This window comes from Pseudoalteromonas sp. T1lg21, from assembly GCF_002964625.1.
In the GTDB taxonomy this organism is placed as follows: Bacteria; Pseudomonadota; Gammaproteobacteria; order Enterobacterales; family Alteromonadaceae; genus Pseudoalteromonas; species Pseudoalteromonas gelatinilytica.
In genome coordinates this window covers 131626-158188 of the sequence record NZ_PQBX01000060.1, presented here as the reverse complement: position 1 = coordinate 158188, position 26563 = coordinate 131626, and the positions used below count along the sequence as shown (strand labels likewise).

General features: G+C 40.7%; 29 protein-coding genes and 1 tRNA gene. 7 read left to right on the top strand and 23 right to left on the bottom strand.

The genetic code is table 11. From position 1 onward, the window contains the following. Positions 1-81 precede the first annotated feature (81 nt). The 6 genes from flgE to C2M25_RS14615 form a co-directional block, all read right to left on the bottom strand. Positions 82-1449, bottom strand: coding sequence for a flagellar hook protein FlgE (gene flgE / locus C2M25_RS14640; protein ID WP_063706523.1), 1368 nt, complete (start codon positions 1447-1449; stop codon positions 82-84). Positions 1450-1501: 52 nt separating this feature from the next. Then, complete coding sequence (locus C2M25_RS14635) at positions 1502-2185, bottom strand: flagellar hook assembly protein FlgD (RefSeq protein WP_063706521.1); 684 nt, start codon at positions 2183-2185, stop codon at positions 1502-1504. Between the two features lie 13 nt (positions 2186-2198). Then, positions 2199-2630 (bottom strand): flagellar basal body rod protein FlgC, encoded by a 432-nt coding sequence (flgC, locus tag C2M25_RS14630; protein ID WP_063706519.1) that lies wholly within the window; start codon positions 2628-2630, stop codon positions 2199-2201. 2 nt (positions 2631-2632) lie between these two features. Beyond that, complete coding sequence (gene flgB / locus C2M25_RS14625; protein WP_105181426.1) at positions 2633-3043, bottom strand: flagellar basal body rod protein FlgB; 411 nt, start codon at positions 3041-3043, stop codon at positions 2633-2635. 135 nt (positions 3044-3178) lie between these two features. Then, the gene (locus C2M25_RS14620) at positions 3179-4009 is read right to left on the bottom strand and encodes a CheR family methyltransferase (RefSeq protein ID WP_063706515.1); all 831 of its coding nucleotides are present in this window, start codon (positions 4007-4009) and stop codon (positions 3179-3181) included. Positions 4010-4030: 21 nt separating this feature from the next. Next, positions 4031-4963: a chemotaxis protein gene (locus C2M25_RS14615; protein WP_063706513.1), complete on the bottom strand. Its 933-nt coding sequence runs from the start codon at positions 4961-4963 to the stop codon at positions 4031-4033. Positions 4964-5105: 142 nt separating this feature from the next. On the opposite strand from C2M25_RS14615, the gene flgA reads away from it, so the two are divergent. The 3 genes from flgA (at position 5106) to flgN (ending at position 6633) form a co-directional block, all read left to right on the top strand. After that, entirely contained in the window at positions 5106-5810 is a 705-nt protein-coding gene (gene flgA / locus C2M25_RS14610; protein ID WP_105175248.1) for a flagellar basal body P-ring formation chaperone FlgA, read from the top strand. 78 nt (positions 5811-5888) lie between these two features. Continuing rightward, on the top strand, positions 5889-6209 hold the full coding sequence (flgM, locus tag C2M25_RS14605) for a flagellar biosynthesis anti-sigma factor FlgM (RefSeq protein ID WP_063706509.1): 321 nt from the start codon (positions 5889-5891) through the stop codon (positions 6207-6209). After that, a complete protein-coding gene (gene flgN, locus C2M25_RS14600) occupies positions 6202-6633 on the top strand; it encodes a flagellar protein FlgN (protein ID WP_063706507.1) in 432 nt (143 codons plus the stop codon). The genes flgM and flgN overlap by 8 nt, the downstream gene beginning before the upstream one ends. Before the next feature lie 117 nt (positions 6634-6750). Here flgN and C2M25_RS14595 read toward each other — a convergent pair whose 3' ends face one another. Then, complete coding sequence (locus C2M25_RS14595) at positions 6751-7209, bottom strand: LPP20 family lipoprotein (RefSeq protein ID WP_063706505.1); 459 nt, start codon at positions 7207-7209, stop codon at positions 6751-6753. A 110-nt stretch (positions 7210-7319) separates the two neighbouring features. Here C2M25_RS14595 and C2M25_RS14590 point away from each other — a divergent pair, with 110 nt between their 5' ends. After that, positions 7320-8510, top strand: a complete 1191-nt coding sequence (locus C2M25_RS14590; RefSeq protein WP_063706503.1) for a flagellar assembly protein FlgT — start codon at positions 7320-7322, stop codon at positions 8508-8510. On the opposite strand, the gene C2M25_RS14585 is transcribed toward C2M25_RS14590, so the two are convergent. Further along, positions 8493-9392: a LysR substrate-binding domain-containing protein gene (locus C2M25_RS14585; RefSeq protein WP_063706501.1), complete on the bottom strand. Its 900-nt coding sequence runs from the start codon at positions 9390-9392 to the stop codon at positions 8493-8495. The genes C2M25_RS14590 and C2M25_RS14585 overlap by 18 nt on opposite strands. A 109-nt stretch (positions 9393-9501) precedes the next feature. Between C2M25_RS14585 and C2M25_RS14580 the strand changes: the two genes are divergently transcribed. Then, the gene (locus C2M25_RS14580; protein WP_063706499.1) at positions 9502-10233 is read left to right on the top strand and encodes a glutathione peroxidase; all 732 of its coding nucleotides are present in this window, start codon (positions 9502-9504) and stop codon (positions 10231-10233) included. Between the two features lie 207 nt (positions 10234-10440). Further along, positions 10441-11505 (top strand): zinc-binding dehydrogenase, encoded by a 1065-nt coding sequence (locus C2M25_RS14575; protein ID WP_063706497.1) that lies wholly within the window; start codon positions 10441-10443, stop codon positions 11503-11505. Positions 11506-11529: 24 nt separating this feature from the next. On the opposite strand, the gene C2M25_RS14570 is transcribed toward C2M25_RS14575, so the two are convergent. From C2M25_RS14570 to rppH, 12 genes are all read right to left on the bottom strand, one after another. Further along, positions 11530-11604 (bottom strand) — tRNA-Arg (locus C2M25_RS14570). Positions 11605-11792: 188 nt separating this feature from the next. Next, on the bottom strand, positions 11793-12458 hold the full coding sequence (locus C2M25_RS14565; protein ID WP_063706495.1) for a FlgO family outer membrane protein: 666 nt from the start codon (positions 12456-12458) through the stop codon (positions 11793-11795). Between the two features lie 3 nt (positions 12459-12461). Beyond that, positions 12462-13136: a FlgO family outer membrane protein gene (locus tag C2M25_RS14560; RefSeq protein WP_105181425.1), complete on the bottom strand. Its 675-nt coding sequence runs from the start codon at positions 13134-13136 to the stop codon at positions 12462-12464. A gap of 14 nt (positions 13137-13150) precedes the next feature. Next, complete coding sequence (locus C2M25_RS14555) at positions 13151-13744, bottom strand: FlgO family outer membrane protein (protein WP_055020737.1); 594 nt, start codon at positions 13742-13744, stop codon at positions 13151-13153. A gap of 241 nt (positions 13745-13985) precedes the next feature. Beyond that, the gene (locus tag C2M25_RS14550) at positions 13986-14594 is read right to left on the bottom strand and encodes an SPOR domain-containing protein (protein WP_105181424.1); all 609 of its coding nucleotides are present in this window, start codon (positions 14592-14594) and stop codon (positions 13986-13988) included. A 73-nt stretch (positions 14595-14667) separates the two neighbouring features. Beyond that, positions 14668-15054 (bottom strand): SPOR domain-containing protein, encoded by a 387-nt coding sequence (locus tag C2M25_RS14545; RefSeq protein WP_063706482.1) that lies wholly within the window; start codon positions 15052-15054, stop codon positions 14668-14670. 610 nt (positions 15055-15664) lie between these two features. Further along, positions 15665-16546, bottom strand: coding sequence for a UTP--glucose-1-phosphate uridylyltransferase GalU (gene galU / locus C2M25_RS14540; protein ID WP_105175267.1), 882 nt, complete (start codon positions 16544-16546; stop codon positions 15665-15667). A 26-nt stretch (positions 16547-16572) separates the two neighbouring features. Continuing rightward, positions 16573-17424 carry a thymidylate synthase gene (locus C2M25_RS14535; protein ID WP_105181423.1) on the bottom strand — a complete coding sequence of 284 codons (852 nt, stop codon included), beginning with the start codon at positions 17422-17424 and terminating at the stop codon, positions 16573-16575. 13 nt (positions 17425-17437) lie between these two features. Then, complete coding sequence (gene lgt / locus C2M25_RS14530; protein WP_063706476.1) at positions 17438-18241, bottom strand: prolipoprotein diacylglyceryl transferase; 804 nt, start codon at positions 18239-18241, stop codon at positions 17438-17440. 14 nt (positions 18242-18255) lie between these two features. Next, positions 18256-19065, bottom strand: a complete 810-nt coding sequence (locus C2M25_RS14525; protein WP_105181422.1) for a sulfite exporter TauE/SafE family protein — start codon at positions 19063-19065, stop codon at positions 18256-18258. A gap of 338 nt (positions 19066-19403) precedes the next feature. Next, positions 19404-21680 (bottom strand): phosphoenolpyruvate--protein phosphotransferase, encoded by a 2277-nt coding sequence (gene ptsP, locus C2M25_RS14520; RefSeq protein ID WP_105181421.1) that lies wholly within the window; start codon positions 21678-21680, stop codon positions 19404-19406. A gap of 33 nt (positions 21681-21713) precedes the next feature. Next, positions 21714-22232, bottom strand: a complete 519-nt coding sequence (gene rppH, locus C2M25_RS14515) for an RNA pyrophosphohydrolase (protein WP_063706472.1) — start codon at positions 22230-22232, stop codon at positions 21714-21716. 540 nt (positions 22233-22772) lie between these two features. Here rppH and mutH point away from each other — a divergent pair. Continuing rightward, positions 22773-23444 (top strand): DNA mismatch repair endonuclease MutH, encoded by a 672-nt coding sequence (gene mutH / locus C2M25_RS14510; RefSeq protein ID WP_105181617.1) that lies wholly within the window; start codon positions 22773-22775, stop codon positions 23442-23444. Positions 23445-23446: 2 nt separating this feature from the next. On the opposite strand, the gene C2M25_RS14505 is transcribed toward mutH, so the two are convergent. The 3 genes from C2M25_RS14505 to eno form a co-directional block, all read right to left on the bottom strand. Beyond that, complete coding sequence (locus C2M25_RS14505) at positions 23447-24322, bottom strand: hypothetical protein (RefSeq protein ID WP_105181420.1); 876 nt, start codon at positions 24320-24322, stop codon at positions 23447-23449. A gap of 47 nt (positions 24323-24369) precedes the next feature. Continuing rightward, complete coding sequence (locus tag C2M25_RS14500; protein ID WP_058586453.1) at positions 24370-25044, bottom strand: hypothetical protein; 675 nt, start codon at positions 25042-25044, stop codon at positions 24370-24372. A gap of 208 nt (positions 25045-25252) precedes the next feature. Further along, the gene (eno, locus tag C2M25_RS14495) at positions 25253-26551 is read right to left on the bottom strand and encodes a phosphopyruvate hydratase (RefSeq protein ID WP_062566760.1); all 1299 of its coding nucleotides are present in this window, start codon (positions 26549-26551) and stop codon (positions 25253-25255) included. Positions 26552-26563 lie beyond the last annotated feature (12 nt).

Here is a 26563-nt window from a genome sequence, read left to right as displayed (position 1 = left end):
AAAAATGAGCTGCTAGAATGAAAAAAGGCTGCCAATAGAGGGAGCAGCCTTCGTGTCGGATTATGCTTAGAGCCGTTAAGATTAACGGATCTGTAGGATGTTTTGTTGTAGCGTTGAGTTAACCTCAAGCGCACGTGAGTTAGCTTGGAAGTTACGCTGCGCACTAATCAAATCAACAAGTTCATTCGTTAAGTTAACATTTGATTGCTCAAGTGCTGATGAGTTGATTGAACCTAAAGTACCTGAACCTGGTTCACCAGCAATTGGCTCACCTGACGTTAAACTCTTCTTCCAAGAAGTATTACCTACTTGCTGTAAACCTTGTGAGTTCGAAAAACGAACCATTGCAACTTGACCTAAGAACGAGGTATCACCATTACTATACGATGCAACAATTTTACCATCAGAGCCGATATCAATACCCGATAGACGACCTACCGTCGCACCGTCTTGCTCAAGTGCTTTCACTTCAAAGTTACTTGCATATTGAGTTGGTACTTTATTCGCTGTTGCCGCTTCATCACGCCAGTTCATTGTTACATCATCTGGGAAGCTCGCACCATTAGAAAGTAAATCAGATAGACCTGTTGCAGCACCGGCACCATTTGGTAGGGTTAAAGGATTAAAAGTTGTATCTGTATTTGCTACACCATCCGTGCTAAGTGGTAAACCGCTCGCATCAAATTGGAATGTAGTTAATGGAGTATAAGGTGTTGTTGTTTGCTCTACACCACTAGAATCAAATGGCTTTTCATCAAGTGTTGCATACACTTCCCACTCATTCTCATTACCTGTAGTCGCTGAGTCAGTTTTCACAAAGAAGAATTGTAAAATATGTGGCTCACCTAATGAATCATATACAGTTGTCGACGTTGAACTGTTGTAAGTCGCACTTGTTTCAGGATCAAATGGTGTCACTGTTGGCGCAGAGGCACGAGAATCAAGGTTAAATGATGAGTAAACATTCGTCGTTGCACGCGGTGAACCTGAAGCATCAGGAATTTGTAGTGCAGATGAAGTACTTAAACTAACAGAGGTTGTATCACCGGTTGCTTCATCAACAGGGAAACCTTGTAAGTAATTGCCGCTCGCATCAACAATAAAGTTATCTTTATTAAGTTTGAACGCACCAGCACGCGTATAAGTAAAGTCTTGTGCACCTAAGTCATTAGCCATTGCGAAGTAACCTTCACCCGTAATCGCTAAATCTAAAGAGTTATTTGTGAATGATAACGAACCTTGGTGGAATTGCTGTGCCACCATGGTTGTTCTTACACCGTCACCATTTTTTGTTTTACCAGAGCTAAATACTGATGATGCGTACACATCAGCAAACTCTGCACGAGACTCTTTGAAGCCCGTAGTATTCACGTTCGCAATGTTATTTGCGGTAACGTCTAAATCTTTTTGCGCGGCTGCTAAACCTGTTAATGCAATATTGAAGCTCATAACTCACCTCTAACCTATCTCTTAGCCTAAGCTAACCCAAACCTTTTTTTACTTATGCGATTTCAGCTATATCAGTCAGCCTAACCGCACCCTCTTTTGTATTTACGATAATGCCGCTGCTACCATTGATATTGACACTTTCAATATTTTTAAAGGTCGCCATTGGCAGGCTGCTGTAGTCACCATTTACATAGCCTTCAGCACTGATGTCATACTCACCTTCAGGGAGTACATTGCCATCGTTATCTTTGCCATCCCACTCAAAACGCAGTGCACCTGCTGACTGAGATCCTAAATCAATGGTGCGTACTAACTGGCCTGATGAATCTGTAATTCTCAGCGTCAGTGTTTCAACCGCTGTTTCTGCAACCACCGAGCCTTTTGCTGCATTTTCACCATCAAAATCAATGGTGTCAGATTCAAGCAGTGCTTGTTTTCCCACAAGTGTTGAAGCTTGTAATGCAGAGTTCGATGTCATTGACGCAGTGAGTGAATCAAACTTTTCATTTAAGTTTGAAATACCTTCAGCCATAGTGAAGTTCGTCATTTGCGCAATCATTTGATCGTTATCTGCTGGATTACTCGGATCCTGGAACGACAACTGCTGTGTTAACAACGAAAAGAAATCTTCCTGAGAAAGCGTGTTGTTGTCTTCTTCAGTTGTTTGCGTATTGCTTTGATTCCAACGCAAGCTATCCAAATAGGATGATGATGCAGAGCTGATGTCGTTACTCATAACTTATCCTCGATTACCGTTGTCCTAACAACAGTGTTTTACTTAACATTTGCTTAGCTGCATCAGCAACTTGCACATTTGTTTGGTAAGAGCGAGAGGCAGAAATCATATTTGCCATTTCTTCTACGACATTAACGTTAGGTTTGTAGATATAACCGTTTTCATCCGCACTTGGATGGTTCGGGTTATATTCAATTTGTAGTGGCTTATCGCTCTCTACAATGCCTAACACTTTAACGCCTACAGAAGAGCCCTGAGGATTGCTTTGTGATGATGACGCTTTAGTCAACTCAGCGGCAAAAACAGGATGGCGCGCTCGGTACGTTTTGTCTTGGCTAGAACTAATCGTATTCGCATTCGAGATATTACTGGCTGTGGTATTTAGGCGAACATTTTGCGCGGTCATACCGGTTGCTGAAATATCAAAAACATTATACAAACTCATGATTAAGCTCCTTGACTACCGAGGGCTTTTTTAAGGCCTGAAATTTTACTACTCATAAATTGCAGGCTTGCCTGATACTCTAATGAGTTTTGTACATACAAGTTTCGTTCCACTTGTATATCAACAGAGTTACCATCACCTGTATCTGCTTGATTTGGCGTACGAAACATTTCTGCACTACCAACAAAACGACTGCCTCCGGCAATATGTTTTGCATCGGTTCGAACCATGCTGTTGCCGCCCTGTTGGTTGCTTTTTGCCGCTTTTAATGCCGAGGCAAAATCGATATCTTTCGCTTTGTAGCCCGGCGTATCAGCATTAGCGATATTTGTCGCTAATAACTCAGCGCGTTGTGAACGGATCAACATCGCATGAGGATGAACACCAAATGCTTTATCAAAACTGATAGCCATAACCATCTCCAAAAAATTGACTCTACAGGGGATAATGCAAAAGGTAAGCCAAAAATAAAGAGTGATTTTTAATTATATAAGATGTTGAAAAATAGGTTTATTTAGCAACCTAAGAACTAGGTTGCTAAGGAGAGTTTACTTTTTCTGATAGATGATACCCGGGTTACAACGAACCATATCAAAGCTATCACTTAAGCCCGCCATTGACTCTGACGCACCTAAAAACAGGTAGCCTTTTGGGTTTAAAGCTTGCGCAAACTGTGCAATGATTTTCGCTTTTACTTCCGGTGAGAAGTAAATCAACACATTGCGGCAGAATATAATGTCAAACTTGCCCATTAAAGCGTATGAATCCAATAAGTTTAAATGTCTAAAGCTGACCATTTTTCTTATTGGGTCAATAACCTGAGCCATTCCATTGCCGCTGTCTTTAAAGAATTTTTGACGTCTTTCCATCGACAGACCGCGAGCAAGTGCCAAGGCGTCATACTCAGCATTTTTACACATATCAAGCATGGTATTAGAAATATCAGTGCCAATTATTTGCGCACCCATTTTTAATACTCCCGGATTTTTAGACTGAAACTCGGCAACCGACATGGCAATTGAATACGGCTCTTGCCCTGATGAACTTGCCGCTGACCATATTTTAAGTGGCCTACGCACATCTTTAAGCTCAGGAAACAGCTTAGTTTTCAATAATTCAAACGGGTATTGATCACGAAACCAAAGCGTTTCATTGGTGGTCATCGCATCAACCACAGCGGCACGAAGCTGCCTCTCGTGAGGACTTAAAGTTTTACTTACCAACTGTGATAATGACTCAACATTAAAGCGAGCCATCAGCGGTGCAAGACGACTTTTAACTAAATACAGTTTGTTGTCACCAAGCACGATGCCACATTGTTGCTCTAAGAAAGAGCGGAATTGATCGTATTCGCTTTGTTGTAAATGCTTATTTTCCAAAGTAATACCACCTATAAATAATTAATCACAATGAACCCACTTTTTCACAGCTGTTGCTAATTCATCTGGGTTAAATTTTGCAATAAAATCATCGGCACCTACTTTTTCAATCATTGCTTGGTTAAATACCCCACTTAGAGAGGTATGCAAGATCACATGTAAAGGTGATAATTTTGGATCTGCTTTGATTTCGGCGGTCAGTGTATAACCATCCATTTCTGGCATTTCTACATCTGATATCAATAAGCCAACGCGCTCAGTGATATCATTTTTACAATCCAGCTGAGCAATCTCGCGTAAACGTAATAATGCTTCTTTACCGTTTTTAGCAAGCTCAGTTTGCACACCTAACGGTTCAAGCGCTCGTTTCACTTGATTTCGAGCGACCGCAGAGTCATCTGCAATAAAGACGATACGCTCGCCTAAATCACGCTGAATTTCGCCATCACCAACAACCTCAGCACTCACTTCGGTGTTCACTGGGCAAATTTCATTTAAGATTTTTTCAACGTCAAGAATTTCAACTAACTCGTTTTCAATTTCTGTGACTGCTGTTAGGTATGAATAACGACCAGCACCTGATGGTGGTGGCATTATTTTTTCCCAGTTCATATTAACGATACGTTCAACACCGCCAACTAAGAAACCTTGCACTGAACGGTTATACTCGGCAATGATGATAAAACTGTCTTTAATGTTTTCGATTGCAGGGCCACCCACAGCCATCGATAAATCAATCACTGAGATAGTCTGACCACGGATATGCGCAACACCACGAATGTACGCATTTGATTTTGGCATGTTAGTAAGTGGTGGGCATTGCAGAACCTCTCTTACTTTAAACACGTTGATACCAAAGCGTTGTCGCCCTCTGAGTTTGAATAATAGTAATTCAAGGCGGTTTTGCCCAACCAACTGAGTACGCTGGTTAACTGAGTCTAAAATGCCTGCCATTTCAATCTCCTAAAGATAAACAATCAGAGCTGGAACAATAATTGCCTTCTTTGTGTTAAAGCTACATAAGGTTACGAAGCGTCTGTTTTTTGACGCAAAATATTTATACCTTGTTTTCAACAATAAGCATAGTCGAAACAATATGAGTTTGTTAAAAAAAAGCCGAAGATACAGTGTTTTTTATTTTCTTACTAGCCTGTTGTTTGCAACACAACTACAGGCTGAAGTTTATAATAACGAGCAACTTCAACAAATCGCTGTCGATTTTGTTAGTGAACAGCTCCCTGATCTGGACACCACACCGCAAATTAGTGCTTTACCATTAGATGGTCGCATTCCAGAGAGACTGTGTGAGTCACCAATAAACAAAGAGTTACCGACAGAGCCTCCTTTTAATCGGCAGGTAACTGTACAACTTAAGTGCCAAGACTTAAATAGTTGGACCCAATACGTTCACGTTCGCATTATAGAGCTCGAACCTGTGGTTGTTGTTACCACTAATTTAGCACGTGGCGAGGTTATTCGAGCAGAGCACTTGCGCCTAGAAATGAAACCTAAACAATTTGTCAGAACGCAATATGTACAAGATGAGACTATACTCATTGGTAGTCGCAGTAAGCGCAATTTACGTGATGGCACACCTATTGTTATGAGCCAAGTTTGTATGGTTTGTAAAGGCGATAACGTTACTATTTATGCTTCGTTAGGCGGTTTGAGAATTAAAACCACTGGAATTGCTTTAGAAGATGGTACGTTAGACGAATTAGTACGTGTAAAAAACAAAAAATCAGGTAAAGTATTAAATGCACGTGTGGATGGGGTCGAGTCTGTACAAGTAAATATTTAATTTTTTATATTTATGCTAAAGTATCCGCTGTGCCCGCCGATATAAAGGCATATGTTGGGTAATGTATAGGTCAAAATTATGGTAAGCAATGTCAATAATGGTCAACAACAAACTTCTGTGTTGACAAATACCAAGCAAAAAAAGCTTGATTTACAAAAAGATAATGCTAATGCAGCCGCTGCGAAATCGGCCGCACCAAAAGCAAGTGCAGATTCTGTGAGCTTAACTCCTCAAGCTAGACAGCTTAAATCTTTGCAAGAAAAAGCTGAGCAGTCATCAGGCTTCGACAGCAACAAAGTTGCTGAGCTGAAAAAAGCAATCAGTGAAGGTAAATACCAAATTGATGCTGAAAAACTAGCGAAGAACATCGCCGCATTCGAGTTTGATGTGTATGGCTGATCATAATCATTTAATTGCTAGCAAACTAACACAACAAGTTTCGTGCTTGGAGTCTATTGCTGCGCTTTTAGATGATGAACTGACAGCCATTGCTGCAAAGCGTGGCGAAGGATTAAAGAGTATTGCCCAACAAAAAATCTCTTTGCTCCAGCAAATTCAAACAATTGATAAAGACGTCCAAAAACTTGTTGCACACAACGAATCGCAAGATGACGAAGTAAGTGCACTTATCAAACAAGTAAACACCCTACTGACTAGCTGCAAAAAGAAAAACGATGTAAACGCCCATGCGGCTCATCAAGCACAGCTAAGTGTTAAGCAACTTAAAGATATTTTAATTGGCGCTCCATCATCGATGACCTACGACCAAGGTGGCAGCGTAATTCAAGGCGATAAGAAAATCGTTCACAACTTGAAAGCCTAAATGTCATTTCCATTAAAAAAGCGCGATACCTAATGAGTTGTCGCGCTTTTTTAATGCTCGCAGAATTTGCTGAACTTATGCTGCAAGTCTTTAGGTTACAGCTAGACTAAGTTGCAGCTAATAATACGTTACTTTTTTCACTTGGCGTGGCTTTACTTCACCAATGTATAAGTCGTGTACTCGTTTCATATCAAGCTGTAATTCAGTTGCGTAGGTATCCCCTACTGCGTAGGTTTTAATAACCTGCGCCCCTTTGATCACACCTTGTACTTGGCTTTGTAATTGATCGTTATGAGCAACACTGTTTTGTACTGTGGTGCCTGCGGAAATTTTTTGCCCGTAAACTTGCTCAGCAAGCTCGCGATACGCTTCAAGCTTTGAGGCTTTAATCGCAAGTAAAGTACGCTGCGATTCATTGCTACCTGGTTGAGCACTAATTGGTGCATACCCCACTGCTTTAAGCACTGGGTAGCTATCTGGCTCAATGTAAGTGTATTCTACATGTTTATCAAAAATACTACTGCAGCCGGTCAATGCTGCGCAGGCAACCAGCCCACCGAATAGAAGTGCTCGCATAATTTGCTTCCGCTTAAAACTCTTTGGCTACAAATATGCACGTTTAATGCCACTGTGGTACAGTCCTTGCTCATTTAGGTTATTCATTGGTTTTAATGCTAGGTGTCAGCATGAAAAATAAAACAATAGCCAGCTTAAAAGGTCTTGGCTTAGCCTTTACAATTTTGTTTTCTAACAATAGCTTAGCTCAGTGGTTTGAGTCTACAGGCCATGCGGTTGTGAAAAATGGCGATACAAGCCAAGCCAAATCTGCCGCTATTAAAGATGCCATAACTCAGGCTTTAGTGTTTTCTGGCGCTCGAGTAAGCTCTGTTCAGACTCTAGTTGACGGGGTTTTGACACAAGATCAACTGAAAATAAGCAGCCACGGTGAAATCCAAAAAATAGAATTGATCAGCGAAGACCGCCATAACGACACCTATGCCATCACGCTTCGCCTCGATATTTTTGCTCAAGCTGAAGAATGCCCAGCAAACCAATACACCAAATTTATTGCCGTAACACAAAGCCAACTTGCCAATCGCGAGCAAGCGCGTATGGGCCAAATTTTTGACGTAAATAAAGCCATCAGTGAGCACTTATATGCCAGCTTAGGTAATACCCAAATGGCGGCTAAACCGACAGCCTATTACAATATGCCGCTGCGAGTAGACCATTTTTTCACTCAGCAATACGATTACAGTAATGCGCTACTTGAGGAGATCACTAGCCGCAGTAATTCGCAATATGTATTACTGAGCCGTATTCGTGATTTATCGGTTAATCATAAGATCAACAATGACTATGCATTTTGGCAAGATGATAGTTTCAAGCGTGCGTACAAAGTGGATTATGTATTATTTGATGGCACCACTTACGAAAAACTTTGGCAGAAAAGCTATCAAACAGAAGGCATTTGGCCATACAAAAAAACCGAGATCATCGATGTTTACAGCGACCGATTTTGGGCAACCGATTATGGCCAAGCTATTAGTGATATAAACCAAACCCTAACCTATGACTTACAAGCCGCCATGGCCTGCTTGCCCACGCAAGGTAAGATACTGCATATCGAAAACGATAGACTGATCATTAACCTAGGGAAGGCTCACGGCCTTGAACAGGGAGAGGTTTTAAACATTGCGCATCATAACTACTTAACGGATGCACAGGGTAATAAACTCCCCCATAAAATCACTACACTTAATCAAGTAAAAGTGACTCAGCTTTATCAGCAATCAGCAGTGGCCATGAGTATTGATAAGCAACCACTGCCTAATATTCAAATAAACGATATTGTTGAATTAGCTGCTAGCAAGTAAATGAGCTTGTAAGCCTTCATGAGCATTTAGCCAACGGGCTAATTGCTCTACACCGGCTATGTGCGGGTAATGCTTGCGTGTTGCAATAACAACTTGGCGTTGCTGGTTTGGTGAGATAGCTAAATACTTCACCCCTTCACGTGGTGTGCATGCCAGCTTAGGAACAAAAGTTACCCCATCATCCATTGCCACCAGCGCGAGTAAGGTTTCTATACTATTTCCTTTATATTGGTTCGAAACTTCAACCCCAGCAGAAAAGCAAAATTGCTCGGCTTGCTCTTTAAAACAATGCCCTTCGTTTAACATTAATAAATCACATTCATGCAATTGAGCTAAAGCAACTTCAGCGTGTTTTGCTAAAGCATGCTGCTCAGAGACTGCGACTAAAAAGTCTTCTTTATAAAGTGGCGACACATGATACGGTGCCAAGCCTGCCACATCTGCAACAATTGCAATATCAATCTCACCATTATCCAGCGCCACCAGCGTTTGCGCTGTTTGCATTTCAATAAATGAAAACTGGGTTTCACTAAAGGCCTGCTTCATCGAGGTTAGGAGTGTTGGCAGTAAATAAGGTGCAATAGTTGGAATAATACCCACATTTATTTTCCCTTTTAGAGGGTCGTGTGAGCTTGCGGCAATTTCTTTCAGCACTTGAGTTTGTTCTAGGATCAGCGTGATTTGTTTAAGTAATTGCTCACCTTGCACAGTCAACGTAACCTGTTTTGTAGAACGGTCAAAAATGATCACTCCCAGCTCTTGTTCAAGCTTTTTAACTTGCCCACTCAGTGTCGGCTGGCTGACATAACAGGCATCGGCTGCTTTTCTGAAGTGCTTATATTGTGCCACCGCTTTTACATATTCGAAGTCTTTTAAATTCATACCACACCACCAATAGCTTTTACCTATCATACTAATACAAACAAACGATTGGAGCTATCATAAATTAAATCGCATAATGGCAATCAACAAATCAAGAGGAATTAAAACAATGTTAAACAATATCGAAGGCCAAAAAGTACCAAACGTTACATTCGCAACACGTGTAGACGAGCAGTGGAAATCAATAACCACTGACGAAATTTTTAAAGGTAAGACGGTTGTGCTGTTTGCATTACCTGGCGCATTTACACCAACTTGCTCATCAACTCATTTACCACGTTATAACGAGCTAGCTGCTGTATTTAAACAAAACGGTGTTGATGAGATTGTTTGTATTTCTGTAAACGATACGTTTGTAATGAATGCGTGGGCACAAAACCAAGAAGCGCAAAATATTACCCTATTGCCAGACGGCAACGGCGAATTTACTGACGGCATGGGTATGCTAGTCGATAAAAACGACTTAGGTTTTGGTAAGCGTAGCTGGCGCTATTCTATGCTTGTAAAAGATGGCGTTATCGAAAAAATGTTTATTGAGCCGCAAAAGCCAGGCGACCCATTCGAGGTGTCGGATGCAGATACCATGCTTGATTACATCAACCCTGCACAAGTAAAACCAGAATCAGTGAGCATTATTACCAAACCTAATTGCCCATTCTGTACAAAAGCTAAAGCGCTACTAGATGCAAAAGGGTATGTGTATGAAGAAATCGTATTAGGTCAAAACGCATCATTAACGAGTTTAAAAGCGATTTCAGGTCGTGAAACAGTGCCGCAAGTATTCATTGGCGGTGAGCACATTGGTGGCTCTGACGATTTAGAAAAGCACTTTGCAGCTTAAAGAAAGGGAGCCTTGTTGCTCCCTTTTGTATTTTTGGCCAATTATTAAAAGCGGCTCAACTTAATAACCCTTAGCCCCTGTATAAGCCTCTCATTGGCGCAATTTGTTCTATTTCTGTCGTAAAAAGTCAAGATATTCACTAGCACTATGACTTAGTGTAGAGAATACCGATGAAGGACTTCCTTCACATTCACAGAGGACACACATATGAGCCAAATGAATTCTGTTGCCATGCAAAATGGCAAGCTGCATGTAAAACAAATTGATATCCCTACTCCTGGACCCGGTCAAGTACTGGTAAAAAGCCTAGCTTGCGGTATTTGCGGTTCAGATATTCATATAACTCGCCACACCAGCGATGTATTCGATATCTATAAAAACCTCGGCATCATGGCAAAAGATGCTGGCGATGACCAAGAAGTGTTATTAGGCCATGAATATGCGGCTGAAATCGTTAGCTACGGCCCCAATACAAAAGGCGAATTAGCGACAGGTACTCGTGTCACTTCAGTGCCTATTTTACTTTCAGCTGGCGGCGCTGGCGTAGGTGTAACCCCTGGGCTATATGGTGCCTATTCTGAATACTTTATTGTTGATGAAGCCTTGCTATTACCTATTCCTGATGCTGTTCCATCAGAAGCAGCAGCCATTACAGAGCCTCTTGCCGTTGGCCTACACGCAGTAAACCGCGCACAAATGAATAATGATGATGTAGCCATTGTCGTTGGCTGTGGCCCAATTGGCCTTGCTGCAATTGCCGCGTTAAAGCTTCAGGGCGTAAAACACATCGTTGCCTCCGATCCACAAGAGAGCAAAAAACAAATTGCCCTTGAATTTGGCGCTACAGAATATGTTAACCCTATGGTTGATGATGAAGTCGCTAAAGCCGCAGCACTTGCGGGTAATAACAAGGTGGTTATTTTTGAATGTGCCGGTGTAAGCCGTTTATTAAACGACTACATTTTACGTGCGCCAGCAAAAGCAAAAATCATTGTAACAGGTGTACATACCGCGCCACTCAACGTTAACTTTGCCTATGCCACAGTAAAAGAGTTAGACCTTATTTTCTCTTATTACTACCAGCCAGAAGAGTTTGCACAATCACTTGAGAACATCGCGTCAGGCAAAATTGCATGGCAAAAAATGCGCACTGGTAAAGTCGGCATCGACGGCGTACAAGGTGCCTTCGATACGTTATTTAAACCAAACGACCATATCAAAATCATCATTGAACCATGGCGCACAGGTGAGCTTGAAAAAGTAACGGGTTAATTTAATTGGGGTTGCTGAGAAACTTGGTAGCCCCTACAGGAATCGAACCTGTAACTGCCCCTTAGGAGGGGGCCGTTATATCCATTTAACTAAGAGGCCACTCGAAAGCTGAAGTAAAGCTTATAGCTTGTAGCTTATAGCTTGTAGCTTGTAGCTTGTAGCTTGTAGCTTGTAGCTTGTAGCTTGTAGCTTGTAGCTTACGTAAAAATTATAACGGTCTAAGGCTTTGGTAATCAAGAGAATAAACCAATCGACTTGTGAGTAAGCCGATTGGCAAAATAATGAGGCTAGTTAACGCGAGCTGTTGCTGATTGGATTGACTCATGTTTTAGCACAAAATATGGGATCACTTTTTGTGCGCTGGCAATAACCAGCTTTGAGTTTAAATTAATTACTCGGGCATTCACTTCAACTCCATTAGGGCGGTATATCAGCGTGCCTGTGAGTACATGGCTAGCAATGCGACGCTCAGCTAACTCTTCTACATCACGCGACATCACAAAATCACCATGTGAGGTTACAGTAATGACATCCATCGCTTTAAAATCCACAACGCCAAAGCCAAATTTTTGCAGCTGATACATCATTGATTCGGCAAGTTGGTTACCAAGCTGAGAGCTGGTTTTTAAGCTCGCATCTAAATCCACAAAAGTGGTAATGGCAATACCTAAATCGCTTTCTTGTTGCATGGTATCCACTAACTCAAGCGCCATTTGCTCGACATAATTAACAACGGTTTTATGATGTTGATAAGGCACAAACAGGCGATGGTTAGCGTTATCCTGCTGCATATCTTTTTGTTCAAGCACTTGCAGCATAGCAACGTAATCGACTTGAGTGCTTGCTGATGCCGGTGCATGTTGAGCTGTATTTTGCGGCTCTGCTGATTGCTCTGGCAGCAATTGGCAGCCAGAAAGCACGAGCGTTAACGATGCGAAGATAAAACCTTTCATAGCTTACTCACTTGCTTGTTTTAGTGTAATGCCATCACTTCGATTAGTACTATCCAGGGCATCAACCACTGACTGTGGGATAAAGCCTTGCGCCGACCCAACAACCGCTTTGCTTGCTAAGCCAACAATACGCGCATTCACGAGCACACCACTTTGATGATTAACCAAAGTACCTGCCAAAACATAATTGAAGTTTTGATCTTGGCTTAGCTCTAAATAATCACGACTGAAAACATAATCACCACTAGGCGTGACACGCATATAATCCGTGGTTTTAAAATCAATGACAGGCACACCAAACGCGTGAAGTTCATGAATAAAACTTTCGGCAATTTGATTACCTAGCAAATTTGTTGAGTTGTAATCTGCATCAAGGTACACAAAGCTTGAAACAGCAACTGGTGTGTTATCACTAACATATTGCAAGTTTTCAACTAAGTCTTGCATGATGCCACGCACATAGTGATTGATATTCTTACGTGTTGGGGCTGCTGTAAAAGTGCTGTTATTCATTACCGCCTGATTGGTTTGAAACACACTGTCATTACTATGCGGCGCGGCAACTTCTCTTTGCGCAGCTAATTGAGGATCATTTTCGTGTTGTGTTGCATCACCAGTTAACATTGACGAGCAACCAAAGCCAAACGGCAAACATATAGTTAAAATTAAACGTTTCATTAAATGAGTTCCTCTTAATATTCGCTTCGATACAACTGGCCATCACGTTGCTGAACTTTTTCAGCGCCCCACATTACATTGATAGGGATCTCAGTGCTTGCTGCTGACACAATTCGCAGATCTTTGGTATTCACTAATCGGGCATTTACTATGTAGGCATGTTGTTGCCGCGTCAGTGTGCCGGTAATAACAAAGTCAATATTCTGACGTTGACGTAAGGTATTTACATCACGACTAAGTACACTATCGGCCGATTGCTGCAAATTTAAAGTATTTTCTAATCGATACTCAATGGTATGAAAACCAAGCTGAGTAAATTGCGTTAATAAACTTTCTTGAATTTGCTGACTCAAGCCACTGCCCTGATCTTCTGCTAAATCAGTACCTAAGCCATCAGCCATATAAAAACTGGTCACAGCAATACGTGCATTGCCTTTGTAAGGGCCTTGAATACGGCTAAGCTGACTACTTAAATCAGCAACGTATTGATGCACCGTATAAGGTGCCATCGGCGATTTTGGGGTTTCTCTAGGGGGCGTTTTTTGTGGCTCTTCAGTTAAGCTACAACCCACCAACACTAAAAAAACTGAATAAAATAACAGGCGCATAATTGCCATCCTCACTAAACTTAGTAAGTACAAAGCAATAATTATGCCTAAGTATTATTGTTGATGTGATTATTATGAAAAGCCGAAGCGTGATAATAAGAACATGTCACTTCTAAAATACCAATAAGCTAGCGTTGCATTCAGACAATGATTTAATTGTGTAGGCTGATGTAGCTAATTTTTTTGAGGGATCGAATGGTTTATCAGAAGGGTCAATTCCCTTCTGTTGTTAAATAAGCGGTTATAGCATCTCTCCAATAAATGGTGCCGTCACACAGGTTTGCCCCATTCTTTTCGCTATCTCACAAAATGCTGTAGCCTGAGTATAATTTTCAAATGGACCAGCCCTTAATCCATACAAGGTTACGCCTTTTTGCTCTCGTGTTTTAAAACGAAAATCAAGGTCATTTAAAGCAGCAGGATAATCACGTTTGAGCTTTAAGACCTGATAACTAACTTTTTTCGGCGTTAAATATAAACCTAATTGCACGCCCGCTTCAGCGGCTTTATTTGCTGCAATAATCGCCTCAAGTGAATCTGTTGATGATGTTTGCTGCGCTTGCGTTTGTTCGCTTTGATGAATAATCACATCATTTTGTGGCTCAAATTGTGATGGCTTTGCGGTTAAATCACTATTAGCTGACAGCACTTCGATTAACAACGCAAGGTCTTTTTCCATGGCTGAAAGGCGCTCAATGCTCGGCTGTTGCTTTTGCCACTCGGCAGCAAATTGCTGAACTTGCGGCTCAGTGTAAGCTGGCTGAGCTTGCTCTTGGCTCATCATACATGCTGTCAAAGCAGTTAAGCTGATGGTTATCAATAGATATTTAGAAAAAATAGAAAAATGCATGGTGACGTCAATTCTAAAAAACAGACTTAAATCATAGCAATAAAAATGCCACCTTTATCGCGAATATTTGACGCTAAAAATAAATTCGGTTGTCAGTGTAGTTGCTAACCCAGCAATCAATACCTTGTCGCTTAATCGCTTCACAGTCAGCTTTGGCATTCTTCAAATATTTATAGCCACCAAATTTAAGTCGATAGTAGGTATGCTCATTTACATCAGCGACTTCAACATTGAGTATCGGTTTTCCCTGAAAAATACTGGGTGCTCGTTTAGCCATTTTTTTTAATGTTGAAGCAAGGCCTTGCTCCGAATTAACCGACGCTAACTGAAGAGCAAATGCATAATCGGGTTTCACAACGTCTGTAGAGTCGTTTGACAATGCTTGCGACGTGTCTGCTTGATCAAGCATTGTACTGACAGGTTCATTTTGGGTTTGTGCCAATAAGAATGAGTTTTGCATTACCTTATTATTACTTAGGTACTGAAAAATATTGAAAACAGAAAGCGTGTTAAAGGAGATATTTGGAAGTGCCTTATTACTGCAACCAGACACAGTCAATAACACCAATAGGCATATACTGTAACGCAAAGGTTTTGAGCAATATTTCATAAGTAGGATTCTTAAACGTACCATTAAAAATTTGCTTCTTTTTAAAGAAGTCTATCTGTTAGCACTTGCCTATACAAAAGCCATAAACATCATTTGAGACGTTGCATAAGAAAACTCTAACACATTATTTGTTATTATAATATTTTCAGTACAGTGCTTAACTTACTGCAATAAAAACTTAATGACACCCTACTACTTAAGTTTTCATATTAGACAACCTAAAGCAATAAAAATCCGTTTTTACATAGGTATTTTTATAAGTATAGCTAAGTTTAACTATCCTACAGGGATATATAAGCATCTCACTGATCTTTAATCTTAACAATGCGTTAAGAGCTAGGTATATCAGAAAAATCCTTTATTGGGTAATAATCGACAATTGTGGGGATCATGTAAATAACAAAAAAGTGCCATATAGACACTTTTTTTACATGATTTTCAACTAGGTAATTAGAATTGATTATTTAACCAGCGACTTTATGAAGTCTGTAAGCTCGTCTTTGAATTCATCACGGCGTAGTGCAAATTCAACAATAGCTTTTAAATAACCAATTTTGCTGCCGCAGTCATGGCTTTTGCCTTTCATTGAGTAGGCATCAACTATTTCTTTTTCCATTAGCATAGCAATGGCATCAGTTAATTGGATTTCGTCGCCAGCGCCTGCTGGGGTTTTTGCAAGTAACGGCCAAATATTTTTGCTCAGTACATAACGACCCACAACAGCTAGATTTGATGGAGCTTGATCAACTGGAGGCTTTTCAACCATGTTTAAAATAGCTGCGCTCTCACCTTGATTAATTTTTACATCACCTAAATCAACGACACCAAATTTATCCACTTCGCTTTGTGGCACAGGTTCAACCATGATTTGGCTCTCACCGGTGTTTTCAAAACGCTGGATCATTTCAGCTAAGTTATCTTTTTTAAGGTCGCTTGCCACATCATCAATGATCACATCAGGTAAAATAACAACAAATGGTTCATCACCTATGATAGGTGCAGCACAGTTAATAGCATGACCAAGGCCTTTCGCTTCACCTTGACGAACATGAATAATTGTTACATCTTTCGGACAGATTGATTGTACTTCTGCAAGTAATTGACGCTTTACACGCTTTTCTAGCGTTGCTTCTAGCTCAAAACTGGTATCAAAGTGGTTTTCAATTGAGTTTTTACTTGAATGTGTCACTAAAACAATTTCTTTAATTCCTGCTGAAATTGCTTCATTTACAACGTACTGGATCAGCGGTCGGTCAACAATAGGAAGCATTTCTTTAGGGATTGCTTTAGTCGCAGGTAACATGCGCGTGCCAAGACCAGCAACTGGGATCACTGCTTTCATTGATTTCTCCTTAAATTTTATTGTTGTTACACTGAAAACGGATACTTAATTGCATCGTGACACTGATAACCTACTACTTCAAAATCGTCTTTTGTAACCCAGGTTTCAATGTCTTCTAGTGATTTAATATTTGGGTTTATTTTTAATTCTGGTGACGCGAATGGCTCACGCTTGAGCTGCACATCACGCATCAACTCAAGTTGGTTTTCATAAATATGCGCATTTGCTATTTTATGATATGCCTTACCCGGTTTATGCCCGGTGATTTGTGCAACTAAAGCAAGTAACACAAAACATTGAATTTGATTAAAGTTTAAGCCTAGCGGTACATCGCAGCTACGTTGGTATGATGTTAAGTATAAAGTATCACCCAGTAATGAAAAGGTGTGTGTATGCATACAAGGGCGTAAACAACCTAGTTCAAACTCACCCGGATTGTAAAAAGTCACAATTTCACCACGGTCATCAATCCCTTTAGATAAGTTATCAATGACTTTTTTTAACTGATCAAGGTGACTGCCATCCGGGCGTTGCCAACTGCGGCCTTGCACACCATATACACGGCCCATATCATCTTCACCACGACGATGTGGGTTTTCAAGCCAAGCTTTGTTTTCGTTTGCGTTTGCATTCCAAGTCATGCAGCCGATATCACGAAAATGTGCAGCGCTGTCGTAACCACGTAAATAACCTAATAGCTCCGCTATCGCCGCTTTGTAAAAGCTCTTACGCGTGGTGATGAGCGGAAACTTGTTATTTGCCACATCATATTCAAGATCGGCATTTATAACGGTTAAACATTTGGTTCCTGTGCGCTTGTTCTCAACCCACACACCTTCGTCAACAATGCGCTGACATAAATCTAAATACTGTTTCATTGATTTGCTCTTGTTATGCTTTACTTGCCACGCTGTGTTGCGGCTTTTTATAGGCCCATATTAACAAACCAAGGCCACCAATTACCATCGGCAATGACAGTATTTGCCCCATTGAAATTATGCCTGCAAATAAACCTAAATGGGCATCTGGCTCACGGAAGTATTCTACGGTAAATCTGAATACGCCATAACCGAGTAAGAACACACCTGCAACACTGCCCGCTGGACGTGGCTTTTTGATAAACCATTGTAAGATTAAAAACAGCACTAGGCCTTCTAAAAAGGCTTCGTATAATTGTGAAGGATGGCGCGGCTCTGGGCCACCTGATGGGAAGATAAATGCCCAAGGCACATCTGTGACTCGGCCCCATAGTTCACCATTAATAAAGTTACCAATGCGACCTGCTAATAAGCCTAGCGGCACGAGTGGCACTACAAAATCACCCACTTCAAGTAATGACTTTTTACGTGTCCAAGCAAACACCACAATAGCGGTGATTACACCTAGCGTACCACCATGGAACGACATACCACCTTGGTCAATTCTGAACAAATACAATGGGTTTTCAATAAAGTAACTAAACTGATAAAACAATACATAGCCAATACGACCACCGAGTATCACCCCGAGCATGCCGTAAAAGAGCAAGTCACTGACTTGTTCTTTTGTCCAACCTGAATTTGGTTTTTCTGCTTGACGATTAGCAAGCCATAGCGCCAAAGCAAAACCAATTAAATACATTAAGCCGTACCAACGTACGCTGAGCGGGCCTACCGAAAAAATAACCGGATCGATATCTGGAAATTGAAGAGCCATAAAAATAAAAACCTTTAACTAAACACCATTTTAAGCGCAATTATGACAAGTAATAGCGCGAATACTTTTTTTATTGTTGCCACAGGCAAATAGTGCGTGGCTTTGGCACCTATTGGCGCAATGAGCGACGAGGTAACCACAATCCCTACTAACGCAGGTAAATACACAAATCCGGCAAATCCATCACTGAAAGATGTTAATTGCCACCCGGCAGATACGTAACCCACCGAGCCGAACAGCGCAATGACAATACCACATGCAGCAGCACAACCAATGGCCTTTTTAATATCAACAGAAAAATAATGCATTAGCGGCACAATGAGTGCTCCACCACCAATACCAATTAACCCTGACAGTGCCCCCATTACGGCACATAAAAAGCCAAGAATTGGCCCTGATGGCAGCGGCTTTTCACTGGCTGCTTTTTTACGTGTCGATAGCACCATTCTGAGTGCGATAAACACCACGCTACCGGCAAAAACAAAGCGCAGTAGCTGCTCTGGGATAAAGCTTGCCGCAAAACCACTGATCAATGCGCCAAGGCCAACACCAGTCATAACCCACGGGGCAATTTCCCATGGCACGTTAGCATTGCGATGATGAGCAAGGGCTGAAGACGTCGAGGTAAAAATAATGGATGCTAACGAGGTCGCTATCGCAATGACTAATACATGGCTTGGATCAGCAACATTAAACGACACTAATAGCGCACTAAGTACTGGCACGATGATAAGACCGCCACCAATGCCTAATAATCCAGCTAAAAAGCCAACCACACTGCCCAGAATTGCGCAGTACACCATTAAAAGTATTACGTCATGCATAGCACACTCATATATTCAATTTGTTATATACATATACTAAACTAATATATATACCCAAGCCACCTCAAGATGCGAGTTTCAGTTGGAATTAAAAGCGATTTAGGCAAGGCATTGATTGCAAGTAATAGTGGTTCTATTGTTAAGATCAATAACGCAGTATAAATCGCTTTTAAACCAACCCTTTGGGCGCTTCACAGGCACTTACTCTCATCGTTGTTACTTCTTAAAAGGGACTGCCATTCTTGCAAAGTAACGCCTTGATATTAAGCACCTGTGAAACGCTGAATTCTACATCTTGAGATGGCTTGGGTATAGGTGCTTCACAGCACAATTTTCCCTCATGATTGACCTTGGCTTGGGGTGTAAAATAATTCACCGAGTTGATGTTCGATCATAAAGTTACGTGTCAACCTAAGTACATGTTTTGCCGTTGGTTGTAATAAGCATTCTGCAAGTAACTTTTCCATATCACTGACATTTAGTCGCCTAAGCACAAACTTAATTTTACTAATCGAAGCATAGTTCATACTCAAGCTTCGATACCCCATCGCAATAAGCAATAGTGCTCCTTCTGGGTCGCCGCCTAACTCGCCACACAAGCTAAATGGCAGCTCATATTGCTGACACTCTTGTGCTATTTTTAACAGCACTCTAAGAACACTTGGGTGATAAGGGTTAAATAGCTCAGCAACACGGGCATTTGAACGGTCAACAGCCAGCATATACTGAGTTAAATCGTTGCTACCCACAGAGCAAAAATCAACTTTTTGCGACCACTCTTCAAGCATAAATACACTTGAAGGTACTTCTAACATCACCCCGATTTCTGGGCGTTCTATTGCCTGTTCGGGGTATTGCTCACTTAACTCAAAATAGGCTTGTTCGAGTAGTTTTAACGATTCATCTACTTCTTCTGAGCCACTGATCATTGGCAACATAATTTTTAAATTACCTAGACCAATATTGGCTTTAAGCATTGCTTTGAGTTGATCTAAAAATAGCTCAGGATGATCTAAGGTCACACGAATACCGCGCCAACCTAAAAATGGATTTTCTTCCGTTATATTGAAGTAATCTAAAACCTTATCGCCACCTATATCAAGTGTACGCATCACCACAGGATTAGGGTGATAACTCGTTAGCACTTCGCGATACCAGCTTTCTTGTTCTGACTGTGAAGGAAACTGGCCTTTTTGCATAAACCAAGCTTCGGTGCGATACAAACCAACCCCATCACAAAATGGCTTATTATCATGCTCAGTATTTAATTCAAGGCCCGCATTAAGTAACAAACTAATGTGTTCACCATCTTTGGTAACTGCATCGAGGTTTTGCTCTGCCACAAAACGGTCGTTCAATAATGCTTCTTGAAATTTAAGCTGAGTGTATTCCTCTTGCAGCATTTGCGAAGGCGAGATATATAAACGTCCAGAATAGGCGTCTAAGATCATCGGCTTACCTTCAAACTGCAATAGCGGCACATCTTCAATACCCCAAATTGCTGGGATCCCCATAGCACGCGTTAATATAGAAGCATGGCTATTTGCCGCACCATTAACACTCACGACCCCAGCAAGGTGCCCTTTTGGCACTTCAGCGAGCATGGCAGGGGTTAATGTACCGGCAATTAAAATAGTGTCTTTAGGGTAAGGCTTTGCCGCATGCTCGGTATTCACTAAATGGTGTAATACACGCAAACCAATGTCTTTAACATCAACGGCACGCTCTTTAATATAAGGGTCTTGCATCGCATTGAATTGAGTAACTAATTTCTCAATAACAATTTTCAGTGCGCTTTTAGCATTCCAGCCCTGTTGTAATTGCGCTTCAACATTTTGACCAAGACTTTTGGCGTCAAGTAACTGCTGATAAACATCGAAAACCGCGAGCGCCTCTTGTGGAATAGAGTCACTCAGCGTCATCGATAAGGTATTAAACTCGTTACGCGTTGCAGCGACTGCTTGTGTGAATAGTTTTCGCTGTGTGCCTACATCGTCATCTTTTTGTAATTCAATCGAATTGAAGTCGAGTTTAGGGATCACCACAAAGGCCTCGCCTATGGCAATACCTGGCGCACTTGATACCCCTTTAAGTACCGAGGTTTGGTGGGAAAACTCATCAACGCGTAATATTTCTTTTATTTCTGCATGAGCTAACTGAGAAGCCAGCTGTGCTGAAAGCGTAATTAAGAATGACTCTTCGTCAGGGCTAAAAACACGGGCTAGTTTTTGTTGAACAACAATAACCCCTAAAACCTTTTTCTGGTGCACAACTGGCACTGACAAAAACGCGTTGTAGCCTTCTTCATTAACTTCAGGTGAGAGTTTAAAACGTGGGTGTGACTTTGCAAAAGCAATATTAATGGGCTCTTCACGCTGAGCAACAAGACCAACGAGGCCTTCGGTAAAGCCTATACGAAACTTACCCACTGCATCTGGGTTTAGGCCTTGGGTGGCCATCAATACAAAGTTGTCTTGGCTGTAATCGGCAAAATAAATCGAGCAGCACTGTGTTTGCATGGCATCTTTTACCATTTGCACAAAACACCCTAGCGCACTGTTTAAGTCCGCCTGTTGCGACACTGCCTCAGCAATTGACCTGAGCGTGGCTAACATGATGCTGCTCCTTTAATTTAGATAAGGCAGGCCTTATCGTTTTTGTCGCCAATGATCTTTTTGTTGCTCTCGTTTATTAAACGGCATTGCAAACGGAGCAAACTCTTTCATTACTCGACGATATACATCGCGCTTAAACGAAACAACTTGCCTAACCGGATACCAATAACTCACCCATCGCCAATCATCAAACTCGGGGTGATGAGTTTTAAGTAAATTTACATCTTCATCTTTACAACGAAGTTTCAGTAAAAACCATTTTTGCTTTTGCCCAATACACACAGGACTTGAGTCTCTGCGAATTAAACGTTTGGGTAATTTATAGCGTAACCAATGTTTAGAACTTGCGACGATCTCAACGTCTTCAGGAAGCAAGCCCACTTCTTCGTGTAATTCTCTGTACATGGTTTGCTCTGCTGTTTCACCGTCATCAACACCACCTTGGGGAAATTGCCAAGAGTGCTGACCATAGCGACGAGCCCAAAATACTTGTCCCTGATTATTGCAAATTACAATTCCGACATTGGCACGAAAACCTTCGGCATCAATCACCTTAGTGCCTCATTTGTAAGTCGATTTTTATTGATTGTTCCACATAACCTGCGATACAGCAAACACTTTACACCGAAGCCTAAATTAGATTGAAAATAAAATTTTCAACAAATGCTTTTAATCAAGGTGTTACGAAGTCATTTTTATAAAAATGCGGCGTTTGAATAAAATAACTATTTACAACCGTATTTTTATCAGCTTACCCACAGCTTGTGCATAACTTTTATAAATCATGCCTAAATTGCAAACAAATCCACAATCAACCGTTGAAATATCCACTTTCTCCACAGAAACTGTGGATAAACATGTTTATATATCTGTATTTATACAAACAACTGATTAATTAATGAAATGGAAACACCATGCAAAAACATTAAATTAATTTAATATCAACTAGTTACAAGTAAACCATCAAAAATAACACTGGTTATTTTTAGCTCACACTTAACATGCACAAAAAACACCCAAACACAAAGATATCCACTAAGGCGCGCATTTGCTATCATGAACCAGATAATTAGACAATCAAATAAACGCCTTATGCGACCAATAAAACCAGCCTCAGTAAACGAATTAATGCAACGTGTTGATGCTATCGCCGGCCTTACCTTAGGGCAATTAGCTGAGCAATATCAATTTAAAACCCCTGACGATTTACTACGTGAAAAGGGCTGGACTGGGCAACTTATTGAATATGTTCTTGGCGCAACAGCAGGTTCAAAGCCAACACCTGATTTTGAAGAATTAGGCATTGAGTTAAAAACGCTACCGATTTCATTTAAAGGCAAACCACTCGAAACAACCTTTGTTTCAGTCACGCCGCTTTTAAATGTAACAGGAATGACTTGGCAGCAAAGTACGGTTCGTAAAAAATTAAATCATGTTTTATGGTTACCGATTTTAGGCGAACGCGAAATACTGCCTTTTCACCGTACCATAGGCAGTGGCTTTTTATGGCAGCCAAGTGCAGAGCAAGATGCCCTTTTACAACGTGATTGGGAAGAACAAATGGAGCTCATCGCCCTTGGTCGCGTAGATGAAATTTCGGGTCATTTAGGTGATGTAATGCAAATAAGGCCAAAAGCTGCCAATAGCAAAGCGCTGACTGATGCAATTGGCCCGAATGGCCAGATAGTACAAACCTTACCTCGCGGCTTTTATCTAAAAACAAGCTTCACCAGCGAGATCCTAAAACAACAATTTCAGCTATAATCCTAAAGCTCCAATCCTTGTTGTTTTTCGCAATGAGCAGGAGCTTCAAGCAACGATTCATTTGCAAACTTAAGTAGCCATTTACGTAAGTTTTGGTAGGTTGTTGACTGGCAATTCTGCTCAACAACTTTGCCACGAATTAACTTTTCCTCACCATTTACATAAACAATATGAGAAAGAATCGGAGTGTTATTATTTTTAAACTTTAATGTAACTTCAGATTTTGCTAACTCAATAACTCCTGTTAATAAGTTAGTAAACACTTTTTTTAGTTCATCACTACCGGCTTGAAAAATTTCGTTTCTCTGTGTTTCTGTGATTTTTTTGGATGTGACTGCAATAAGGTTTTTATACTTAAAAGTCGTTTTATTTTTTCGTGTTTCACTGATCCAAACTTGTGCTTTAACAGCAACTTGATCCATATTTTGACTCACGAAAAAGATTGGCTTAATTGTCACTGGCGACTGTGATAGATCTTCTGTATATGCAGCTTCAAAGTCTTTTATAAAGTCTTTATTTTTGAAGCCTTTAGTAAGTGTTATAAATTCAGATACTTTTTCGTTTGCTTCAGATTGTAATCCTGCGAGTTTATTACTCTGAATTGTAGATGAAGTGGCGGCATGTGCAGCTACTTGAACAAGTAAGCCTGCTAACCCTGCGTCTGCTGCGTATAGAACATCGGGATTTGTGATTGATGAATCTCTATCATATACACCTCGAATATCGAACTCATTCGGTGATGAAAGAGTGAATTTAAAATCACTTTCAACAATAGCTATCTTTTGGTTATGTATATACTTTACATAGTCGTCTCTTTTAGGTGTTGAATTACAGCCACACATAACGAGCAACATAATTAAAATACTAAGCTTTTTCACTTTTCTTCCCTAAAAAATATCGTGGCTTTCACCACGATAATTATTACCTAGATCGCATTTCGAATCAGTGTTTTTACATTTTCGATTGCTTGATAGTACGCTGTTGTAACACCAGGAAAATCATCAGGCTCATCCCATAAACCTTCAGGTTGAACTTTTTCATCCACTAAACGATATTGCAGGTACTGATTTGTATTTAGATCGATAGTATAAACCACCCCTTTCAAGTAGCCTTGCGGATCCCCGTTAGGTACATAACTGCTAAAACTTCTATAGGCACCAAAACTATCAAAGTTAGCAACAACTAGAACATCAATATCAAATTTCTCTTTTAAACCTCTGAAGTCTTGCTTAGCAAAACCTAACTCGCCTTTGAATTTAGGTAACTTATCTAGCAACTTGGGATCATCAAGAGTGGTAACATAATCAGATCTTTCTTTGAATTCATCTTGGATTAGTGTTTTTAATGAGTCAATATCGCTAACTGGCAGTGTTGCTAAATGCTTATCAAGTGAGCTTGTTAAAGAAGATGCAACGCCATAACAAAGTAAGCAACTTGCACCAAAAATATGCGTAGTAGCTTTATCTCCACGCTGAAAATAAAAGCCTATTTTCTTTTCTTTATTTGTAAAATGATTTGCTTGTAACTCAACAGTTGGTTGAGGTGTTGTTCCACATCCCACTAAAGTAATTAATAAAAATAGTGTAATTATTTTTTTCATTCCCTTTCCTTTTTACTACTTATAACAGATTGAAAAGCTAAATTATATTCAGCTCAAATTCAGCCAAGAAAGGTACAGAATTATTTAAACATTAACAACTATAAAATGGGAAAATCTAATTTTTGCATAAAATACAAACGAAAATTAATTCAAAATATAAAAAAACCTCCCGAAGGAGGTTTTTTAGAGTCTTGATAGCTAAGCCAGATTACTGACCTTTAACCTCTTTAAGACCGTTGTAAGGTGCTTTTTCACCTAATACTTCTTCAATACGAAGTAATTGGTTGTACTTAGCAATACGGTCAGAACGGCTTAATGAACCCGTTTTGATTTGACCAGCTGCAGTACCTACTGCTAAATCAGCAATTGTCGCATCTTCAGTTTCACCTGAACGGTGTGAAATAACAGCTGTGAAGCCAGCGTCTTTAGCCATTTTGATAGCAGCAAGCGTTTCAGTTAATGAACCGATTTGGTTGAACTTGATTAGGATTGAATTAGCAATACCGTTATCAATACCACGCTTTAAGATCTTCGTGTTAGTTACGAAAAGATCATCACCTACTAATTGTACTTTGTCGCCAATTAGTTGTGTTTGGTGTGCGAAACCATCCCAATCAGACTCATCTAAGCCGTCTTCAATTGAAACAATTGGGTATTGCTCAGTAAGGCCTTTAAGGAAGTGGTTGAATTCTTCAGAAGTGAATTTTTTACCTTCGCCTTTAAGGTCGTAGATATTCGCTTCTTTGTCGTAGAACTCAGATGCAGCACAGTCTAGAGCTAGAGTGATATCTTTACCAAGCTCATAACCTGCATTTGCAACAGCTACCTTGATTGCAGCAAGTGCCGCTTCGTTTGATTCAAGGTTAGGAGCAAAACCACCTTCATCACCTACTGATGTAGAGTGACCTTCAGCTTTAAGTACTTTTGCTAAGCTGTGGAAAACTTCAGCGCCCATACGTAACGCTTCACGGAAGTTTGTAGCGCCAACTGGTTGGATCATGAACTCTTGAATATCAACAGAGTTATCAGCGTGCTCACCACCGTTGATGATGTTCATCATAGGTAATGGCATTGAGTAAACACCTGGCGTGCCGTTTAGGTCTGCGATGTGCTCATAAAGCTCTACGCCTTTTGAGTTTGCAGCCGCTTTAGCAGTTGCTAAAGACACAGCTAAGATAGCGTTAGCACCTAGTTTTTCTTTGTTTTCAGTACCATCTAAGTCAAGCATTACTTGGTCAACCGCTTTTTGATCAACTGCGTTTTGACCTTTAAGCGCTTCAGCGATTTCGTTGTTGATATAGCCTACTGCTTTTAAAACACCTTTACCTAGGTAACGTGCTTTATCACCATCACGTAATTCAAGCGCTTCGCGAGTACCTGTTGATGCACCAGATGGTGCTGCAGCACGGCCCCATGAACCATCAGCTAAATGTACATCAGCTTCAACAGTTGGGTTACCACGCGAGTCCATGATTTCGCGACCAATCACTTTTACGATTTCTGACATCTTGATTCCTCT

What these genes read in the sequence shown, in the direction of transcription:
- flgM (WP_063706509.1), top strand. Translation starts at nt 5,889, where the DNA reads ATGGTAAGCAATGTCAATAATGGTCAACAACAAACTTCTGTGTTGACA.
- C2M25_RS14595 (WP_063706505.1), bottom strand. Translation starts at nt 7,209, where the DNA reads ATGCGAGCACTTCTATTCGGTGGGCTGGTTGCCTGCGCAGCATTGACC.
- flgB (WP_105181426.1), bottom strand. Translation starts at nt 3,043, where the DNA reads ATGGCTATCAGTTTTGATAAAGCATTTGGTGTTCATCCTCATGCGATG.
- mutH (WP_105181617.1), top strand. Translation starts at nt 22,773, where the DNA reads ATGCGACCAATAAAACCAGCCTCAGTAAACGAATTAATGCAACGTGTT.
- C2M25_RS14575 (WP_063706497.1), top strand. Translation starts at nt 10,441, where the DNA reads ATGAGCCAAATGAATTCTGTTGCCATGCAAAATGGCAAGCTGCATGTA.
- C2M25_RS14590 (WP_063706503.1), top strand. Translation starts at nt 7,320, where the DNA reads ATGAAAAATAAAACAATAGCCAGCTTAAAAGGTCTTGGCTTAGCCTTT.
- C2M25_RS14585 (WP_063706501.1), bottom strand. Translation starts at nt 9,392, where the DNA reads ATGAATTTAAAAGACTTCGAATATGTAAAAGCGGTGGCACAATATAAG.
- flgN (WP_063706507.1), top strand. Translation starts at nt 6,202, where the DNA reads ATGGCTGATCATAATCATTTAATTGCTAGCAAACTAACACAACAAGTT.
- eno (WP_062566760.1), bottom strand. Translation starts at nt 26,551, where the DNA reads ATGTCAGAAATCGTAAAAGTGATTGGTCGCGAAATCATGGACTCGCGT.
- C2M25_RS14565 (WP_063706495.1), bottom strand. Translation starts at nt 12,458, where the DNA reads ATGAAAGGTTTTATCTTCGCATCGTTAACGCTCGTGCTTTCTGGCTGC.
- flgC (WP_063706519.1), bottom strand. Translation starts at nt 2,630, where the DNA reads ATGAGTTTGTATAATGTTTTTGATATTTCAGCAACCGGTATGACCGCG.
- C2M25_RS14580 (WP_063706499.1), top strand. Translation starts at nt 9,502, where the DNA reads ATGTTAAACAATATCGAAGGCCAAAAAGTACCAAACGTTACATTCGCA.
- C2M25_RS14500 (WP_058586453.1), bottom strand. Translation starts at nt 25,044, where the DNA reads ATGAAAAAAATAATTACACTATTTTTATTAATTACTTTAGTGGGATGT.
- C2M25_RS14535 (WP_105181423.1), bottom strand. Translation starts at nt 17,424, where the DNA reads ATGAAACAGTATTTAGATTTATGTCAGCGCATTGTTGACGAAGGTGTG.
- ptsP (WP_105181421.1), bottom strand. Translation starts at nt 21,680, where the DNA reads ATGTTAGCCACGCTCAGGTCAATTGCTGAGGCAGTGTCGCAACAGGCG.
- C2M25_RS14550 (WP_105181424.1), bottom strand. Translation starts at nt 14,594, where the DNA reads ATGCATTTTTCTATTTTTTCTAAATATCTATTGATAACCATCAGCTTA.
- C2M25_RS14635 (WP_063706521.1), bottom strand. Translation starts at nt 2,185, where the DNA reads ATGAGTAACGACATCAGCTCTGCATCATCATCCTATTTGGATAGCTTG.
- lgt (WP_063706476.1), bottom strand. Translation starts at nt 18,241, where the DNA reads ATGGCTCTTCAATTTCCAGATATCGATCCGGTTATTTTTTCGGTAGGC.
- C2M25_RS14560 (WP_105181425.1), bottom strand. Translation starts at nt 13,136, where the DNA reads ATGAAACGTTTAATTTTAACTATATGTTTGCCGTTTGGCTTTGGTTGC.
- C2M25_RS14545 (WP_063706482.1), bottom strand. Translation starts at nt 15,054, where the DNA reads ATGCAAAACTCATTCTTATTGGCACAAACCCAAAATGAACCTGTCAGT.
- flgA (WP_105175248.1), top strand. Translation starts at nt 5,106, where the DNA reads ATGAGTTTGTTAAAAAAAAGCCGAAGATACAGTGTTTTTTATTTTCTT.
- C2M25_RS14555 (WP_055020737.1), bottom strand. Translation starts at nt 13,744, where the DNA reads ATGCGCCTGTTATTTTATTCAGTTTTTTTAGTGTTGGTGGGTTGTAGC.
- galU (WP_105175267.1), bottom strand. Translation starts at nt 16,546, where the DNA reads ATGAAAGCAGTGATCCCAGTTGCTGGTCTTGGCACGCGCATGTTACCT.
- flgE (WP_063706523.1), bottom strand. Translation starts at nt 1,449, where the DNA reads ATGAGCTTCAATATTGCATTAACAGGTTTAGCAGCCGCGCAAAAAGAT.
- C2M25_RS14615 (WP_063706513.1), bottom strand. Translation starts at nt 4,963, where the DNA reads ATGGCAGGCATTTTAGACTCAGTTAACCAGCGTACTCAGTTGGTTGGG.
- C2M25_RS14525 (WP_105181422.1), bottom strand. Translation starts at nt 19,065, where the DNA reads ATGCATGACGTAATACTTTTAATGGTGTACTGCGCAATTCTGGGCAGT.